The sequence below is a fragment of the Streptomyces sp. SP17BM10 genome (genome assembly GCF_036322405.1).
Taxonomy (GTDB): domain Bacteria; phylum Actinomycetota; class Actinomycetes; order Streptomycetales; family Streptomycetaceae; genus Kitasatospora.
Map to the genome: position 1 here is coordinate 74,087 of NZ_JAQYXB010000647.1, position 15,829 is coordinate 89,915.

At 74.1% G+C, this 15,829-nt stretch carries 13 protein-coding genes; 7 read left to right on the forward strand and 6 right to left on the reverse strand.

The features are described 5' to 3' along the window. Positions 1 to 279 precede the first annotated feature (279 nt). Together PUR71_RS29920 and PUR71_RS29925 are read right to left on the reverse strand one after the other, a co-directional pair. Entirely contained in the window at positions 280 to 840 is a 561-nt protein-coding gene (locus PUR71_RS29920) for a hemerythrin domain-containing protein (protein ID WP_329930295.1), read from the reverse strand. A gap of 102 nt (positions 841 to 942) precedes the next feature. Continuing rightward, entirely contained in the window at positions 943 to 2,403 is a 1,461-nt protein-coding gene (locus tag PUR71_RS29925) for an aminotransferase class I/II-fold pyridoxal phosphate-dependent enzyme (RefSeq protein WP_329930296.1), read from the reverse strand. Between the two features lie 105 nt (positions 2,404 to 2,508). Between PUR71_RS29925 and PUR71_RS29930 the strand changes: the two genes are divergently transcribed. From PUR71_RS29930 to ctaF, 5 genes are all read left to right on the forward strand, one after another. Next, positions 2,509 to 3,021 carry a hemerythrin domain-containing protein gene (locus tag PUR71_RS29930; RefSeq protein ID WP_329930297.1) on the forward strand — a complete coding sequence of 171 codons (513 nt, stop codon included), beginning with the start codon at positions 2,509 to 2,511 and terminating at the stop codon, positions 3,019 to 3,021. Between the two features lie 112 nt (positions 3,022 to 3,133). Then, complete coding sequence (locus PUR71_RS29935) at positions 3,134 to 3,736, forward strand: hypothetical protein (RefSeq protein WP_329930298.1); 603 nt, start codon at positions 3,134 to 3,136, stop codon at positions 3,734 to 3,736. Next, complete coding sequence (locus tag PUR71_RS29940) at positions 3,733 to 4,311, forward strand: hypothetical protein (RefSeq protein ID WP_329930299.1); 579 nt, start codon at positions 3,733 to 3,735, stop codon at positions 4,309 to 4,311. Before PUR71_RS29935 ends, PUR71_RS29940 begins: the two co-directional genes overlap by 4 nt. A gap of 185 nt (positions 4,312 to 4,496) precedes the next feature. Continuing rightward, on the forward strand, positions 4,497 to 6,188 hold the full coding sequence (gene ctaD / locus PUR71_RS29945; protein ID WP_329930300.1) for an aa3-type cytochrome oxidase subunit I: 1,692 nt from the start codon (positions 4,497 to 4,499) through the stop codon (positions 6,186 to 6,188). Continuing rightward, a complete protein-coding gene (ctaF, locus tag PUR71_RS29950) occupies positions 6,185 to 6,574 on the forward strand; it encodes an aa3-type cytochrome oxidase subunit IV (RefSeq protein ID WP_329930301.1) in 390 nt (129 codons plus the stop codon). Before ctaD ends, ctaF begins: the two co-directional genes overlap by 4 nt. Here ctaF and qcrB read toward each other — a convergent pair. The 3 genes from qcrB to PUR71_RS29965 all read right to left on the reverse strand — a co-directional run bounded on the left by qcrB (position 6,546) and on the right by PUR71_RS29965 (position 9,202). Next, positions 6,546 to 8,261, reverse strand: a complete 1,716-nt coding sequence (qcrB, locus tag PUR71_RS29955) for a cytochrome bc1 complex cytochrome b subunit (protein ID WP_443077614.1) — start codon at positions 8,259 to 8,261, stop codon at positions 6,546 to 6,548. The two genes, ctaF and qcrB, sit on opposite strands and share 29 nt — an antisense overlap. A gap of 206 nt (positions 8,262 to 8,467) precedes the next feature. Beyond that, positions 8,468 to 9,028 carry a DUF1360 domain-containing protein gene (locus tag PUR71_RS29960; RefSeq protein ID WP_329930302.1) on the reverse strand — a complete coding sequence of 187 codons (561 nt, stop codon included), beginning with the start codon at positions 9,026 to 9,028 and terminating at the stop codon, positions 8,468 to 8,470. Positions 9,029 to 9,034: 6 nt separating this feature from the next. Next, a complete protein-coding gene (locus tag PUR71_RS29965; RefSeq protein ID WP_329930303.1) occupies positions 9,035 to 9,202 on the reverse strand; it encodes a hydrophobic protein in 168 nt (55 codons plus the stop codon). Positions 9,203 to 9,342: 140 nt separating this feature from the next. Between PUR71_RS29965 and PUR71_RS29970 the strand changes: the two genes are divergently transcribed. Together PUR71_RS29970 and PUR71_RS29975 are read left to right on the forward strand one after the other, a co-directional pair. Further along, positions 9,343 to 9,657: a helix-turn-helix transcriptional regulator gene (locus PUR71_RS29970; RefSeq protein WP_329930304.1), complete on the forward strand. Its 315-nt coding sequence runs from the start codon at positions 9,343 to 9,345 to the stop codon at positions 9,655 to 9,657. 158 nt (positions 9,658 to 9,815) lie between these two features. Beyond that, positions 9,816 to 14,387: a cation-translocating P-type ATPase gene (locus PUR71_RS29975; RefSeq protein ID WP_329930305.1), complete on the forward strand. Its 4,572-nt coding sequence runs from the start codon at positions 9,816 to 9,818 to the stop codon at positions 14,385 to 14,387. A gap of 229 nt (positions 14,388 to 14,616) precedes the next feature. On the opposite strand, the gene PUR71_RS29980 is transcribed toward PUR71_RS29975, so the two are convergent. Then, positions 14,617 to 15,807: a putative PEP-binding protein gene (locus tag PUR71_RS29980; RefSeq protein ID WP_329930306.1), complete on the reverse strand. Its 1,191-nt coding sequence runs from the start codon at positions 15,805 to 15,807 to the stop codon at positions 14,617 to 14,619. Positions 15,808 to 15,829 lie beyond the last annotated feature (22 nt).

The window sequence follows — 15,829 nt, forward strand, 5'->3', positions numbered from 1 at the left end:
CGCGGTGGTTGGGGACAGGGATGGTGGGAGGTCAGTGCCGCAGCACGAGATCGGCGGGCTGGACCGGGCCGGCCGCCGCCCGGCGGTGGTCAGCACGCCCGCCCGGGACGGCGCCTCGGACACGCGGATCGCGTGCGCCCCGGCGGCCGGGCCGCGATGGCGACGGCGTCGCCGCGGGCGATCGGGCGCGGGACGGTGGGTACGGGCTGTCCTGGGTGGGCCACAGTCCTGCGGGTTGCCGCCGGGCCCGGCGGCAAACGGGCCACGGCCCTTCTCCGGTCAGGGCGAGTGCCGGCGTTCCGACGAGCCGTGGCCGGTGAGGCGGTCGCGGACGGCGGCGATGGAGCCGGTGCCGGGCGGAAGCCCCCACACGGGCCGGGGAGGGGCCGTCGCAGGGGCCTCGCGCACGCGCCGCGAGCAGCGCCTCAGCTCCTCGGCCGGGGCGCGCAGCCGCAGGGCGGGGAAGAGCCGGTTCTCCTCGCCGCTCAGGTGGGTGCGGAGCACGACGAGCAGCGTGTCGGTCGCGTGGTGGCGCTCGGCGACGGGCAGGCGTTCGTCGAGCGCCCGGTCGATCAGCAGGCGGATCGTCGTGTGGGTGTGGACGGCGGCGTCCGCCAGCGCGCCGCCGGCCGGAAGGTACTGGCGGACCAGCGGGTGGACGTGTTCCTCCTCGATGGCGAGGTGCCGGTCGAGCAGTTCCCGGAGCGCGTGCAGCAACCGGGTGTCGTCGTCCGGAACGGGCCCGTCGTCGGTGCGGGCGCCGTCGAGTCTGCGGAGCACCGTCTCCACGGCCCGGTGTTCGGCGCACAGTTCGCTCGGGAACGCTTCGGGGCCGTTCATGGCTGCTCCGTCCGGCTGGCTCGGGGTGGACCGGTGAACAGGAGCGCCTGCCCCGTTCGCGCCGCCGTATTCCCCGCGCCCCCGGGACGTGCGCCGGCCGGGTCAGGCGGCCACGACCCGCAGGGTCTCCAGCGAATCGTCCGCGGCGTCCGGCACGACCATTCCCGCGGCCACACCGGAGCTCAGGTAGTCCACCACCGCGCGGTCCAGCAGTTCGCCCGGCAGCGCGACGGGCACCCCGGGCGGGTACGGGGTGAGGACCTCGGCCGCGATCCGCCCGGCCGCGTGCTCCACCGGGACCGCCTCGCTGTCGCCGAAGAACGCCTCGCGCGGGGTCAGTACCTGGTCGAGGCGCAGGTCCGCCGGGTCGGGCACGTCGATCGCGGCGGCCGGCCGCAGTTCGCCGACGTGGTCGACGAGGTCGCGCAGCGCCACCACCAGGGCGTCGACCGTGTCGCGGCCATCGGCGACGGTGAGCTGCGCGCCGATCCGGCGGTGGTCGGCGAGGTGGAGGTCCATGCGGTGGTGCGCCCGGAGCCAGTCGGCCGCCTGGTAGCCGTCGGTGCGCAGCGCGGCCAGGTCGATCACCAGTTGGAGCGGGTCGAAGTCCGCGGCCCGGTGCATCGCACAGAACTGGGAGCGGCCGTAGAGCCGCAGACCGGGGATCAGCCCGATCCGCTGGCGGGTGGTGGCGGCCAGCCGCAGGGCGTGGTCGTACAACTCCCGGCCGTGCTCGACCATGTGGCGCCGCCAGCCGTCCAGGGCCGCGTAAACGAGGACGGACGGACTGGTCGTGCCGAGGAGGTCGGCCCGCGCCCGGAGCTTCGCGGGATCGACCAGGTCGCCCTGGAGGTGGGACACCGAGCTCTGCTCCAGGCCGGCGCCCGCCTTGTGCACCGAGGTGACGCCCAGGTCCGCGCCCACGTCCATCGCCCAGGTCGGGAGCCGCGGGTGGAAGGGCAGGTGGGCGCCCCAGGCCTCGTCGACGATCAGGGGCACGCGGCGTTCGTGGCAGGCCCGGACGATCCCGGTGAGGTCGGCGCAGCCGCCGTAGGGGGTGGGGCTGGTGACCAGCGCACCGGCCGCCTCGGGGTGCTCGGCGAAGGCCTTGGCGAACGCGCGTGCCGACGGCGGGTGGGCGAAGTGCAGCTGGGGGTCCCACTCCGGGTCGACCCACACGGGGTGCACTCCCGAGAGGATCAGACCGGAGGCGACGGACTTGTGCACGTCGCGGCCGATCAGCAGCCGCTCCCCGGGCCCGGCGACGGCGAGCATGGCGGCCTTGACGGAGAGCGAACTGCCGCACGTGGAGAAGTAGGTGAGGTCCGCGTGGACGGCGTCGGCCATCAGCTCCTCGGCCCGCTGGAGGACCCGCCCGGTCGAGCGCCGGTCGTCCAGGCCGGCGACGGCGACGTCGGCCCGGAACAGGGCGTCGCCGAGGACGGCCCGGACCCGCGGATCGGCGCCGCGGCCCTGCTTGTGGCCCGGCGGCGCGTACGACAGCCGACCCTCCTCGTGGTAGTCGCCGAGGGCGTCGAGGACGGGAGCTCGTGAGTGGTCCATGATCAGGCGGCTGCCCGGGGACGCACGGCGGAAACACCGTTTGGCCGTGGACCGCCCGGGGAGACGCCCGGGCGGACCCCGGAAGCCGGCGAAGAGGAGCGAACGATGTCGAACGACGCCATCGTGCTGCTGCGCGAGGACCACCGGAAGGTGCGCCACCTGTTCCGCGAGTACCGCGGGCTCGTCGACGGCGACGGGCAGGGGGGCGACGACGCGCGGCGCGAGAAGATCGAACGGATCGTCGAGGAGCTGACCGTCCACACCTACCTGGAGGACGAGCTCTTCTACCCCAGGGTCCGGCGGGAGGTGCCCGGCCTCGCCGACGACATGGACCTCGCCAAGGAGGAGCACCACGTCGCCGACGTGCTCTGCGAGGAACTGACCCGGATGACCCCCGCCGACGCGGGCTACGACGCGAAGGCGGCAGTGTTGATCGACGCGGTCGAGCGGCACATCGACAAGGAGGAGAGCTCCTGGTTCCCGCAGGTCCGGGCCGCGCTCGGCCGCAAGGAGCTCCAGGAGTTGGGCGAGCGGATGCGGGCCGTGCGCGAGACCGCGCCGCGCCGTCCGACCGGCAGCGGCGTGCTGCACCGCATCGCTGACGCGCTGGAGGGCTGACCGGCCCGGTCGCCGCTTTTCCGGGGAAGGAGCAACCTGTGCGCCACCCCGGCGGGTTTCGAGCCCTCGATAGTGGGCAGCGGCCCGGGACCGAAGAAGCAAGGAGGGCCCGATGTCGACAGGAGAACTCGTCGCGATCATCGTGCCGATCGCCGTCGTGGTGGTCCTCGTCGCCGCGGCGCTGTGGTTCGTCAACCGCCGCCGCCGGCTGCGGGAACGCTTCGGCCCCGAGTACGAACGGGCCGTGGACCGGTCGGACAGCCGGCTGGCGGCCGAACGCGACCTGCGGGAACGCGAGCAGCGCCACCGCGAGCTGGACATCAGACCGCTGCCGGCCGAGGCGAGGCAGCGCTACAGCCGGGACTGGATCCACGTCCAACAGGAGTTCGTCGACCGGCCCGGTACGGCGGTCCAGGATGCCGACCGGCTGGTCACGACCCTGATGCGGGACCGCGGCTACCCGACGGACGACTACGAACAGCGGCTGCGCGACCTGTCGGTCGAGCACGGCCGCACCCTGGAGCACTACCGCGCCGCGCACGCCGTCAACGCCCAGGCCGGGCGCGGCGAGGCCACCACCGAGGAGCTGCGGGGCGCGATGGTGCACTACCACGCGCTGTTCGACGAGCTCCTCGACGGCGGCCCCGGCGGCCCGGAGCGGGACGGAACGGACCGGGGCGGAACGGACCGAGGCGGAACGGAGCGACCGAGATGACGCCGATGAACCACGACGACGAGCGGCGGTCGTCGACCGAGGACATCCTGGCGGGTGTGCGGGCCGACGAGCAGCCGCAGACGAGGGAGCGGCCCGTCTACCCCGGCGAGGCCACGGCCGTGCCGGAGGGGGAGGCGGCCACGCCGGAGGGGGAGAGGGCGGCACCGGAGGGGGAGGCGGCCACGCCGGAGGGCGAGACGGCGGTACCGGAGGGGGAGACGGCGGGCACGGACAGCGGCGGGGGAACGACGGGCCGGGCCGCGGAGAGTGAGCTGCCGTCCGACGGCGAGGGGGAGCGGCATGAGCGCGAAGCCCTCCTGCCGCCGGGCGAGGCGGACGAACTGCGCTCGCGGTGGCAGGAGGTCCAGACGCGCTTCGTCGACGACCCCCGCGAGGCCGTCCGCGACGCGGACGCGCTGGTCGCCGACCTGATGCGCCGTCTGGCCGAGTACTTCGCGGGCCGCAAGCACGGCCTGGAGAGCCAGTGGAACCGGGACGGGGAGGCGGACACGGAGGAGCTGAGGGTGGCGCTGAAGCAGTACCGCGCCTTCTTCGACCGGCTCCTCAGCAGCTGAGGACCGGCGGCGGGACCGGTGGCGCGGGTCGGCCGGAGCACCGTCCCGCGCCACCGGTGGGTGGGCCGGTCGGAGGGCGTGCAGCGTGGCAAGCCGGGCGGGCCGTCGGGCGCCGCTAGGGTCGCCGGTGGCGCGCGAAGCCCGCCCGTCTTCGCGGACGCCGCCCGTCCCGCTGCGGAGGTTCCATGACTGCTCCGACCACCGCGCCGCCCCGCGTCCGGACCCGGCTCCACCAGGGCAGTACGGTGCTGCGCTGGCTGTTCACCACCGACCACAAGGTCATCGGGAACCTCTACCTGGTGACGGCCTTCGGGTTCTTCCTGGTCGGCGGGGTGATGGCCCTGCTGATGCGCGTCCAGTTGATGGGGCCGGACACCGGGTTCCTGTCGCACGAGCGCTACAACCAGATGTTCACCATGCACGGCACGATCATGCTGCTGCTGTTCGCGACCCCGACGTTCGCCGGCTTCGCCAACGCGATCATGCCGCTGCAGATCGGGGCGCCCGACGTCGCGTTCCCCCGTCTGAACGCCTTCACCTACTGGGCCTTCCTGCTGGGCGGGCTGCTGGTCCTGAGCGGCTTCCTCACCTCGACGGGGGCGCCGGCGTTCGGCTGGTTCGCGTACGCGCCGCTGAACGGTCCGGTGTTCTCGCCCGGCACCGGCGGCGACCTGTGGGCGCTGGGGCTGGTCGTGGCGGGCCTCGGCACGATCCTCGGCTCGGTCAACTTCATCACCACGATCACCTGCCTGCGGGCCCCCGGCATGACGCTGTTCCGGATGCCCATCTTCACCTGGAACGTGCTGTTCACGTCGATCATGGTGCTGCTGGCCTTCCCGGTGCTGACCGCGGCCCTGCTGCTCCTGGAGGCCGACCGGAAGTTCGGCGCGCACGTCTTCGACGCGGCCAACGGCGGTGCGCTGCTGTGGCAGCACCTCTTCTGGTTCTTCGGGCACCCGGAGGTCTACATCGTCGCGGTGCCGTTCTTCGGCATCGTCACCGAGATCATCCCCGTCTTCAGCCGCAAGCCGGTGTTCGGCTACAACGGCATGATCGGCGCGACGATCGCCATCACCTCGCTGTCGATGTCCGTGTGGGCGCACCACATGTTCGCCACCGGTCAGGTGCTGCTCCCGTTCTTCTCCATGATGTCGTTCCTCATCGCGGTGCCCACCGGCGTGAAGTTCTTCAACTGGGTCGGGACGATGTGGCACGGCTCGCTGTCCTTCGAGACGCCCATGCTCTGGTCGATCGGCTTCCTGGTGACCTTCCTGTTCGGCGGGCTGAGCGGGGTGCTGCTGGCCGCCCCGCCGATCGACTTCCACGTCACCGACAGCTACTTCGTCGTGGCGCACCTCCACTACGTCCTGTTCGGCACCGTCGTGTTCGCGACCTTCGGGGGCTTCTACTTCTGGTGGCCGAAGCTGACGGGGAAGATGCTGGACGAGCGGATCGGGAAGGCGCACTTCTGGATCCTGTTCGTGGGGTTCCAGGCCACCTTCCTGGTCATGCACTGGCTGGGCGCCCAGGGCATGCCCCGGCGCTACGCGACGTACCTGGACGTGGACGGCTTCACCGCGCTCAACGTGCTCGCCTCGTGCGGCGCGTTCCTGCTCGGGATCTCCAACCTGCCGTTCTTCTACAACGTCTGGATCACCACCCGGCACGGCCGCACGGTCGACCGGGACGATCCCTGGGGCTGGGGCCGGTCGCTGGAGTGGGCGACGTCCTGTCCGCCGCCCGCGCACAACTTCCACGTGCTGCCGCGCATCCGTTCCGAATCCCCGGCCTTCGACCTGCACCACCCGGAGGTTCCGGCGCGGGAGAGCGAAAGCCGGTCCTCCGGCGACCCGGGCACGAGGGGGCACGCGCGATGAAGGCCGAAGGATGGCTGTTCTCCGTCATGGCGGCGTTCTTCGCCGTGACGGGGCTCGTGTACGGACTCTGGGCGCGGGAGCCCGCGGGCAAGGCGATCCTGACGGTCGGGTTCCTGATGTCGGCGCTGATCGCCCTCTTCTGGTTCGTCCAGCACCAGCGGCGGGGCCACGGCCGGCCGCAGGACCGCAAGGACGCCGAGATCGCGGAGACCGCGGGCCCGATCGGGTTCTTCCCGCCCCGCAGCGGCTACCCGGTGCTCGCGGCCGTGGCCGTGACGGTCTTCGCGCTGGGCGTGGTGTTCGCCCTGTGGCTGGTCGTCGTCGGCGCCGTGATGCTCGCGCTGGCCGTGTTCGGGTTCATCTTCCAGTACCGCGACGGCGCGTGATCCGGCGAAGCAGTCGGCGCAGGGGGCCGGCCGCGGCCGCCCGGGGCGTCCGCCCGGCAGGGGTACGGGGGTGTTCCGGGGCGGTGAGGATGGCCGCGACCCGCTCCGACTCCCGCTCGGAGGCGGGCAGGTCGACCCGGTCGCGGTAGAACCAGGAGCTCGCGGCGGCCCGCGCCCGATCCCGTCGCGGGGCCCCTTCCGGGGCCGGCGGCGGGACCGGCGCGTCGCGCACCAGCATGACTTGGCGCTCGGCGGGCCGCACGCGCCGGTGGTGGCCCTCGAAACCGCCGTCGATGGACTGGTCGATCCGGCCGGTCTCGTCGCCGTCCAGGAGCCGGGAGCGGTCCCTGGCCTGGAGGGCCAGGCACAGCCGCCGGGTGATCGTGAACGCCAGGACCGGCAGGACGATCAGGCAGACGCGCAGCACGTCGGTGAGCGCGTTGACGGACACGCCGAACTCGAACGCGATCACGTCGTTGCCGCCGGCGATGAGCAGCACCGCGTAGAACGTGATCCCGGCGACCCCCAGCCCGGTGCGGGTGGGCTTGTTGCGCGGCCGGTCGCACAGGTGGTGCTCGCCCGGGTGGGGGTCGAGCCACCGCTCGGCGAAGGGGTACGCGTACAGCAGCGCGAACATCAGGCCGGGCAGGACCACCGCGGGGAGCAGGACGTTCCAGGACACCGTGTGCCCGAACACGCGGGTCTCCGCCGCGGGCATCAGCCGCAGCGCGCCCTCGATGAAGCCGATGTACCAGTCGGGCTGGGCGCCGGACCCGGCGACGTCGGGCCGGTAGGCGCCGTAGCGCCAGATCGGGTTGATCTCCGCGAGGAAGGCCGACAGCGTCATGACGCCGCCGACCGTGAACATCAGGCCCGTGCTCCGGGAGAGGAACTGCGGGAAGAAGGGCATGCCGACCACGTTCCGGTTGGTGCGTCCGGGGCCGGCCCAGTGCGTGTGCTTCAGCACGACGACGAGGGTCAGGTGCGCCCCGATGAGTGCCAGCAGCAGGCCGGGCACGAGGAGGATGTGCACGGTGAACAGCCGGGGGATGATCGCGTGCCCGGGGAACTCGCCGCCGAAGGCGAAGAACGTGAGGTAGGTGCCGACCAGGGGCAGCGACAGCAGCACGCCCTCGGCGATCCGCAGCCCGGTGCCCGAGAGGGTGTCGTCGGGCAGCGAGTAGCCGGAGAACCCTTCGAGCAGGGCGAGGGTGAACAGCGTCACGCCGATGACCCAGTTCAGCTCGCGCGGGCGGCGGAAGGCACCGGTGAAGAACACGCGCAGCAGGTGGACGCCGATCGCGGAGGTGAACAGCAGCGCCGACCAGTGGTGGATCTGCCGGATCATCAGGCCGCCGCGCACGTCGAAGCTGATGCGCAGCGTCGAGGTGTAGGCCTCGGACAGCCGTACGCCGCGCAGCGGCAGGTAGGAGCCGTCGTAGACGGACTCGCTCATGCTCGGCTGGAAGAAGAGCGTCAGGTAGACGCCCGTCAGCAGCAGGACGACGAAGCTGTACAGCGCGAGCTCGCCCAGGAGGAAGGACCAGTGGTCGGGGAACACCTTGCGCAGGAACTCCCGGCCGCTTTCCATGACCGGGAGGCGCTTGTCCAGGGCGGTGGCGGCGCGTTCCCCTGCGGGGGGCTTGCTCGTGACCTCGGGTGACTCGACCCGCTCGCTTGGCTCCACGCGAGGCAACCTAGTGCGAGGCCGGGAGCGAAGGACGGCCGAGCGCGGCGGCTCCGCCGTCGGGCGGTGGCAGAACACTCCAACGGCGTAGGCCGGCGCCGTGCCCGGCGGGCGTCAGACCTCCGCCCCGCGGTCGCCCGGCGGGCGGGGCTTCGAGAAGGTGCAGCGCCTCGGCGAACCGGTGCTCGCCCTCGGTCCGGGCCGGCTCACTCGACGGCGTGCTGGAGGCCGACGCGGGCGAAGTGCAGCAGGTCGGCGACGGTGAGAGCGGTGAGGCCGGAACAGACCAGCCTGGTCGTCCGCGGCGCGAGGACCTGGCCGCCGGTGACTGCGGTGGCGATCCACAGGCCAGTGCAGAACGGACAGGTGACCAACTCGCCGACGGCGCGGCGCACGCCCGTGCCTCGGGCGTCCTCGTTGACCTCGGCGGGGCCGGCCTGGCCGCGCAAGCGGGCGAAGGGCAGCCGCAACGGGCTGGTCACCGGGTCCTTGGCGAGGAGGCGCGAGAGGCGGTGCACGGCGCCCGCCATGAGCAGGACGTCCCACGGCCCGGGCGCCGGGACCGGCCGGCCGGTGCGGCGCGCGGCGGCGGTGAGGGCGGCCACCCCGCCCACGTACGCGGCCATGACCGCCAGGTAGCCGCCGATCGGGCGCTCGTCGCCGGCTTCGTAGGCCTCGCGCTCCCGGTGCAGGGCGGCCCGAGCACCCGGGCCTCGGGCGGCCCGGGGAGCGGGCCGGTCACGGCCGGCCCCGGCCGGAGGCGTCACGGATGGTCACCATCGGTACCACCGTCCTCGGTGGCCGCCGCTGCCCGAGGCGAAGACGAAGCCCAGGACCCAGATCACCAGGACGGCCAGCGCGACCCACCAGATGACGTGCACGGCGAAGCCGACACCGCCCAGGATCAGGGCCAGGAGCAGGACAAGGACGAGTATCAGCATGGGACTCGGCCCCCTCGGGGGTAGCGGACGTTCGAACACGGCGTGTGCCCGTCCCCGGCCGGTCCATTCCCGGTCGCACGAATGTGTTTTCGTGCGTTCGAGGACACCCTCGAGGTGGCGACGGGGCCTAACCTGGAGCCGTGGAACCGCAGCCGCCGGTCGGCCGTCAGTGGACGTTCCTGACCAGTCACGCACGGGTGCTGGTGCAGATCGCCCGCGACCCGGGCATCCGGGTGCGGGACATCGCCGGCCGGTGCCTGCTGACGGAGCGCGCGGTCCAGCGGATCATCGTCGACCTCGAGGAGGCCGGCTACCTGGCTCACCACCGGGTCGGCCGGACCAACCGGTACCGGGTCATCGGCGGCAAGCAGCTGCGCCACCCCGCCGACAGCGGCCCGACCCTGGCGGAGCTGCTGGCGGTCCTGCTGCGGCAGCACGTGCGGGGGCCCGGGTGAACGTGGGCGCCTCGGGCACCGTCGCGGGCGAGCCGGGTTCGTTGGGGTCCTGGTGCTGATGGCGCCCTGAGCGCCGTGACACCCTGACGGCGTTCCCGTTTATGCGGGCGGAGCCGGGCATACGCGACCGGTAGGACGCCTGATCGGAAACAAGAGCCATGGTTCTCCGCCACGTGACCCGCCTGTCGGCCGCCGGCCTCGGCCTGACCCTCGCCGTGCCGGTCGCCGTCGCGCGCACGGCGCTGCCCGTGGCCCGTGCCGCCACCCGGGTCGCGGCCGAGGCCGCCGGGGCCGGCGTCCGCACGACGGCGCACACCGCCGGCGCGGCCGCCGCCACCGCGCGGCGGGTGGGGCGGGTGACCCGCAACGCGGCCGAGGCCGGCCGGGGCTACTGGCAGGCGGGTTCCCGCGTGCAGGTGCCGCTGCGCCCGACGCCCGGGGCCGCCGGGCGGGTGCGCAGCGTGGAGGCGGCGGCGCGGAAGGTGGCGCTGGGGCTGGCCAAGCGGCCGGACGTGGTGGCCGCGTACTGGGACGGCGGGCTCGCCCGGCTCGTCGTCCAGCTCACCGAGGACGCCGTCGCCGAGCGCGTCGTCGACCGGGCCACTGAGCTGGCCGCCGACCAGCGCCTGGAACGGGCGGACGAAGAGGTCCTGGAGTCCGCGCACCCCGGCCGGGTCGGCAGCGTTCGCGCGCAGGCGATCGCGCTCGGCTGCGACGCCGTCGGCTTCGCGACCGCCGTCGGCGCACGGACGGTCCGGCTGCGGACCGCGCCCCGGCTCGCCACCGCCGCGGCCGCGCTGCTCCGTGAGGACCCGCTGGTCCGCACCCTGCTCCGGCGCCGCCTCGGCGACACCGCCTCCGACCTCGTCCTGGCGGCGGCCGGGGCGGCGGCGTACGGCGTCGGGCAGTCGCCCGCCGCGCTCGCGCTGGACGCGGTGTTGCGCACCGGGCGGCTGCTGGAGGCGCTGGCCGGTGCCGCCGCCTTCGACACCGCGCACGACAGGGTCTGCGCGCCCGGCCGGATGAGCCTCGCGGGGGAGGGGCTGGCCCGTCCGGCGCTGCGCCGGCTGCCGTGCGACCGCTTCGCGGACCAGGCGGTGGGCAGCACGCTGCTCGGTTCCGCCGCGGCCCTGCTGTTCACCCGGAACGTCGCCGAGGCGGCCGAAGGATTGATGGCCGGGAACCCGAAGGCCGCGCGCTGCGGCCCGGCCGCGTTCACCGCCGTGTTCGGCACCGAGCTCGCCCGCGAAGGCGTCCTGGTCCGCTCCCCGGAGCGGCTGCGCCGGCTGGAGCTCGTCGACACCGTCGTCCTGCACCCCGACTCCCTGCGCGGTGCGGGCCGGACCGTCCTGGAGGTCCATCCCACTGCGACTGGCTGGGACCACGACCGGCTGTGGCAGTCGGCCGAAGCCGCCCTGGGGCCGTCGGAATCCGGTCGTGGTCTCGAACTCCGTCCGGTGCCAGGTCAGTTGGACGACGGTGTCGGCTTGATGGTCGCGGCCGCGGACGGGGTCGACGTCGGTACCGTCCTGATCGGGCGGGAGATCGACCCGCTCGCCGAAGCCGCGCTGGACGCCGCCCGCCGTGCAGGACTGCACGTCGTGGTGGTGGATGACGGAACGCTCGGCGACTTCAGTTCACTGGCCGATCAACTCGAGGGTGCGGAAAGAGCATTGGAGGATGTCGTGCGCCAACTCCGGCGCGAGGGAAAGGTGGTGCTCACCATCGCCCGCGTGCCGGCCGACGGGGCACAGGAGTTGACGGACGAGGGGCGGGACCTGCTCGCCGCACTGCGGCGCAGCGACCTCGCCGCGGCCGTCGTCGACGACCGCAGCGCGGTGGTGTGGGGTGCGGACCTCATGCTGCTGAACGGCCTCGCATCGGCATGGCGCCTGCTGGCCGCGATCCCCGCGGCCCGTACGGTCGCGCGGCACTCCAGGACCCTCGCCGAAGCGAGCGCCGCACTGTCCGGGCTCCTGGTCGTCACCCGGGGCCGGCGGCCGCACGCCACTCTCCCGGTGGGGCTCCGGCTCTCGCCCGTCGACGTCGCCACGGCCGCCGCCCTGGTCTCGGGCTGGCGAGCCGCCCTGCGGGTGAGCGCACGGAGCGCTCCTCACCCGCCGCCGCGCGTGCCCTGGCACGCCCTCGGTCCCCGCGAGGCGCTCGCCCGGCTGAAGGCCGTCGGCCGTCCGGAGCCGTCCGCCGGCCTGCGGGTCGCACGGGCGGCCGTGCGGCGCGTCCTGCGGTGGCCGGCGCTCACGCCCGTGCGCCTGGCGGGCCGGCTGGTCGCAGCCACGCGCTCGGAGCTCGACGATCCGCTGACGCCGGTGCTGCTGGTCGGCGCCGTCGCGTCGGCCCTGCTGGGCTCGACCGTGGATGCCCTGCTGGTCGCCGGCGCGCTGACGATGAACGCGCTGATCGGCGGCGTCCAGCGCATGCGTGCCGAACAGGCGATCGCTGAACTGGAAGTGACGCAGCGACAGACCGCCCGCGTGGTGGAAGGTGAGCGGACCCGCACGGTCAGGTCCACCGCTCTGACGCAGGGCCAGGTCATCGAGCTGGACACCGGCGACATCGTCCCCGCCGACGCCCGGTTGCTCGACGTCGACGACCTGGAGGTCGACGAGTCCTCGCTGACCGGCGAGTCGCTGCCCGTCACCAAGCAGCTGGACGCCACCCCGCAGGCGCCCGTCGCCGACCGCCGGTGCATGGTCTTCGAAGGCACCACCGTCGTGGCCGGCCACGCCCGCGCCGTGGTCGTCGGCACCGGCGGCGACACCGAGGCGGGCCGGGCCGCGCACCTCGCCGCCCGCACGCCGCCGGCCGGGGGCGTCCAGGCCCGGCTGCGTGAGCTGACCAGCCGTAGCCTGCCGTTCACCCTGCTCGGCGGGGCCGCCGTCGCGGGCCTCGCGGTCCTGCGGGGACGCCCGGTGCGCGAGGCCGTCCGCGGCGGGCTCGCGGTCGCGGTGGCCGCCGTGCCGGAGGGCCTGCCGCTGGTCGCGACCGTCGCCCAGTTGGCGGCGGCCCGCCGGCTCAGCCGTCGCGGCGTCCTGGTCCGCACGCCGCGCGCCCTGGAGGCCCTCGGCCGGATGGACACGATCTGCTTCGACAAGACCGGCACCCTGACGGAGAACCGCCTGCGCGTGGCGCTCGTCGGGATGCCCGACGGAGCCCGGCACGCCGCTGCCGACGACGCCGCGACGCCCGTCCTGCGGATGGCGGCCCGCGCCTGCCCGCCGGCCGGCGATGCCACGGCCGTCCACGCGCACTCCACCGACGAGGCGGTCCTCGCCGCCGCCCCGGACGACCTCGACTGGACCCCCGCCCGGACACTCGCGTTCGAGGCGGCCCGCGGCTACGCCGCCGCGACCGGGACGAGCGGCGACGGCCGCCACCTGTTCGTGGTCAAGGGCGCCCCCGAGAGCGTCCTGCCCGCCTGCACCGGCGCCGGGGACGCGCAGGCCGCGACCGTGGCCGCCCTCGGCGCGGACGGCCTGCGCGTCCTCGCCGTCGCCGTCCGGCCCGTCGAGTCCGCGGGAGAGCCGGTGGACCGTCCGCTGAGCGGTCTGGAACTGGTCGGGTTCGTCGCCCTCGCGGACGCTCCGCGCTCCGGGTCCGCGGAACTCGTCGCCGCTCTGCGCAAGGCCGGGGTGCGGCCGGTCATGCTCACCGGCGACCACCCGGCCACGGCGCGCGCGGTGGCCCTCACCCTCGGCTGGCCCGAGGACGTCGACCTGGCCACCGGCGACGAGCTGGCCGGCCTGGACCGGAGGGGGCGCGCCGAACGGCTGCGCGACTGCGGCGTGGTGGCCCGCGTCGCGCCGGAGCAGAAGGTGCTGGTCGTCGAGGCACTGCGGGAAGCCGGACGCGTCGTGGCCATGGTCGGCGACGGCGCCAACGACGCGGCCGCCATCCGCTCCGCCGACGTCGGGATCGGCATCGCGGCCCGGGGCTCGGCGGCCGCCCGGAACGCCGCCGACCTCGTGGTCACGGACGACGAACTGACCGTCCTGACCGGTGCCGTCGACGAGGGCCGGGCGCTGTGGCGCAGCGTGGCGGACGCGATCACGATCCTGATCGGCGGCAACGCGGGCGAGATCGGCTTCTCGCTGCTCGGCACCCTGCTCTCCGGCCGGGCCCCGATGTCCACCCGCCAGATCATGCTGGTCAACCTGCTGACCGACATGTTCCCGGCGATGGCCGTCGCGGTCACGCCGAGGGACGAACCGCCGGCCGAGGACGATCCGGACACCGAGGGGGAGCCGCGGACCGGCGCGCACACCCCGCGCGCGGGCGCCACCGCCCTCGACGAGCCGCTCGCCCGCGGGATCCGGCACCGGGGCCTGGTGACCGCCCTGGGCGCCACCACCGCGTGGCTCATCGGCACCGCGACCCCCGGCTCCGCCAGGCGCACCGGCACGATGGCCCTGTGCGGGGTCGTCGGCGCCCAGCTCGCCCAGACGCTGACCGGGCGGCGGCGCAGCCCGCTCGTCCTCGCGACGGTCCTGGGCTCGGCCGCCGTTCTCGCGGCCGTGGTGCAGACACCGGGTGTGAGCCGGTTCTTCGGGTGCACCCCGCTCGGCCCGGTCGCCTGGGCGGGAGTCGCCGCGTCCATCGCCGTCGCGGTGGCGGCACCGCCCCTGATCCCGCAGGTCGAACGCCTGCTGCGGACGGCCCTCCCGCGGGCCCGGTCGGCGGAACGGAACACGAGCCGCAGGCACACGCCGTGAACGCCACCCTGACCGAGTACCACCGGCGCCGGGACTTCTCGAAGACCGCCGAACCGGAGGGCGGCCGCAGCGGGCCGGGCGGGCGGCCCTCGTTCGTCGTCCAGATCCGGTCGCCGGGACTTCGACCACGGCTGGCTGTTCGAGCGGAAGCCCGACGGCATCCGCGTCCTCGCCGACCGGAGCGCGCGGGGCAGCCTGCTGCTCTCCCGCAACGGCGACTGGCCGAAGCTCAAGTGCGGGGGTGGCCAGGAAGCCGCGAGTGCCGGATCACCTGCCGGAGTTCGGCCGTACACATCATGTAGCCGTCCGGAGTCGGCAGGCGTTCCAGGTAGTGGGTGAGGTCGGCGCCCAGTGCGAACACCCGCACCGGGGTGTCCGCTGCGCGTGCGGACTCCACCACCCTCCGCACTCCGTCGATGACCGCCGGGTGGCGGGTCTGGTAGGAGTCGGCCACCAGGTGGTTGGTGCGGTCCGCGGCGAGGTAGAACTGCACGAGGTCCTTCGTGCCGACGAACAGTTCGGTGGCGCCCGCGGCGCAGAGTGCCGGGGTGGCGTGCACCGCTGCGGGTGTCTCGACGAACGCGGACACGGGGACGTCGGGCGGTAGCCGGAGATGTGCTTTGAGCCGGGCGAATTCCGTCGCGTCGTTGAGGAACGGCACCGAGAGGTGTACGCGGCGCGCCTCGTCGCCGAGTCGCTCGCGCAGGGTCCCGAGGACGGCGTGCAGGGCGTCGCGGTAGGCGGTCGAGCCCAGCAGCCAGCGGGCGCCGTGCAGGCCCAGCTCGGGGTTCGGTTCGACCGCGACCGGGGCCAGCTCGGTGACGCCGGCGGCGTGGTCGGAGCGGAGGTCGAGGAGCCGCAGGACAAGGCGTTGATCGGGCAGGAGCGCCTCGACGAAGGTGCAGAGCCGGTCCGCGACGGCCCGCCCGTAGGCCACGACGTCGGCGGGGCCGCCGTGGAGGGAGTCGAGCGGGCGCAGGCCCGCGGCCAGGCAGAGGAACTCCTCCCGGATGAAGAAGGATTCGACCCGCTTCGCGTTCGGCCCGCACGAGTTGATCGTCTGGATGTCCTGGAGGTCCGCGATGACCGCGCACGCCGAGCCGAGGTCGTCCAGCAGGGAGGTCTCGGCCCGCGAGCCGGCGGCCCCGGCGCTCGCGTCGGGGCCGATGACGACGGTCTGGCTCTCCAGGTGCAGCGTCACCTCGCCGGTCAGGTCGGCGAGGTCCGCGTGGTCGACGCGGAGCACGGGGATGCCCCGGCCGCGGCAGAGGGACTGCATGTGGCCGGTCAGCCCGCCCGAACTGCAGACGACGGCACGCGCGGAGATGATCGCGTCGTACAGGGCCGCTTCGAGGGTGGGGGCGACGAGAATGGATCCGTTGAGCGGACTTCTGGTGCGGTTGCAGGTGCCTCGTAACACGCTCTGTGTACCGCCGGTCAGT

Coding starts and splice junctions, on each gene's coding strand:
- PUR71_RS29920 (WP_329930295.1), bottom strand. CDS start 840: ATGAACGGCCCCGAAGCGTTCCCGAGCGAACTGTGCGCCGAACACCGG.
- PUR71_RS29925 (WP_329930296.1), bottom strand. CDS start 2,403: ATGGACCACTCACGAGCTCCCGTCCTCGACGCCCTCGGCGACTACCAC.
- PUR71_RS29930 (WP_329930297.1), top strand. CDS start 2,509: ATGTCGAACGACGCCATCGTGCTGCTGCGCGAGGACCACCGGAAGGTG.
- PUR71_RS29935 (WP_329930298.1), top strand. CDS start 3,134: ATGTCGACAGGAGAACTCGTCGCGATCATCGTGCCGATCGCCGTCGTG.
- PUR71_RS29940 (WP_329930299.1), top strand. CDS start 3,733: ATGACGCCGATGAACCACGACGACGAGCGGCGGTCGTCGACCGAGGAC.
- ctaD (WP_329930300.1), top strand. CDS start 4,497: ATGACTGCTCCGACCACCGCGCCGCCCCGCGTCCGGACCCGGCTCCAC.
- ctaF (WP_329930301.1), top strand. CDS start 6,185: ATGAAGGCCGAAGGATGGCTGTTCTCCGTCATGGCGGCGTTCTTCGCC.
- PUR71_RS29965 (WP_329930303.1), bottom strand. CDS start 9,202: ATGCTGATACTCGTCCTTGTCCTGCTCCTGGCCCTGATCCTGGGCGGT.
- PUR71_RS29975 (WP_329930305.1), top strand. CDS start 9,816: ATGGTTCTCCGCCACGTGACCCGCCTGTCGGCCGCCGGCCTCGGCCTG.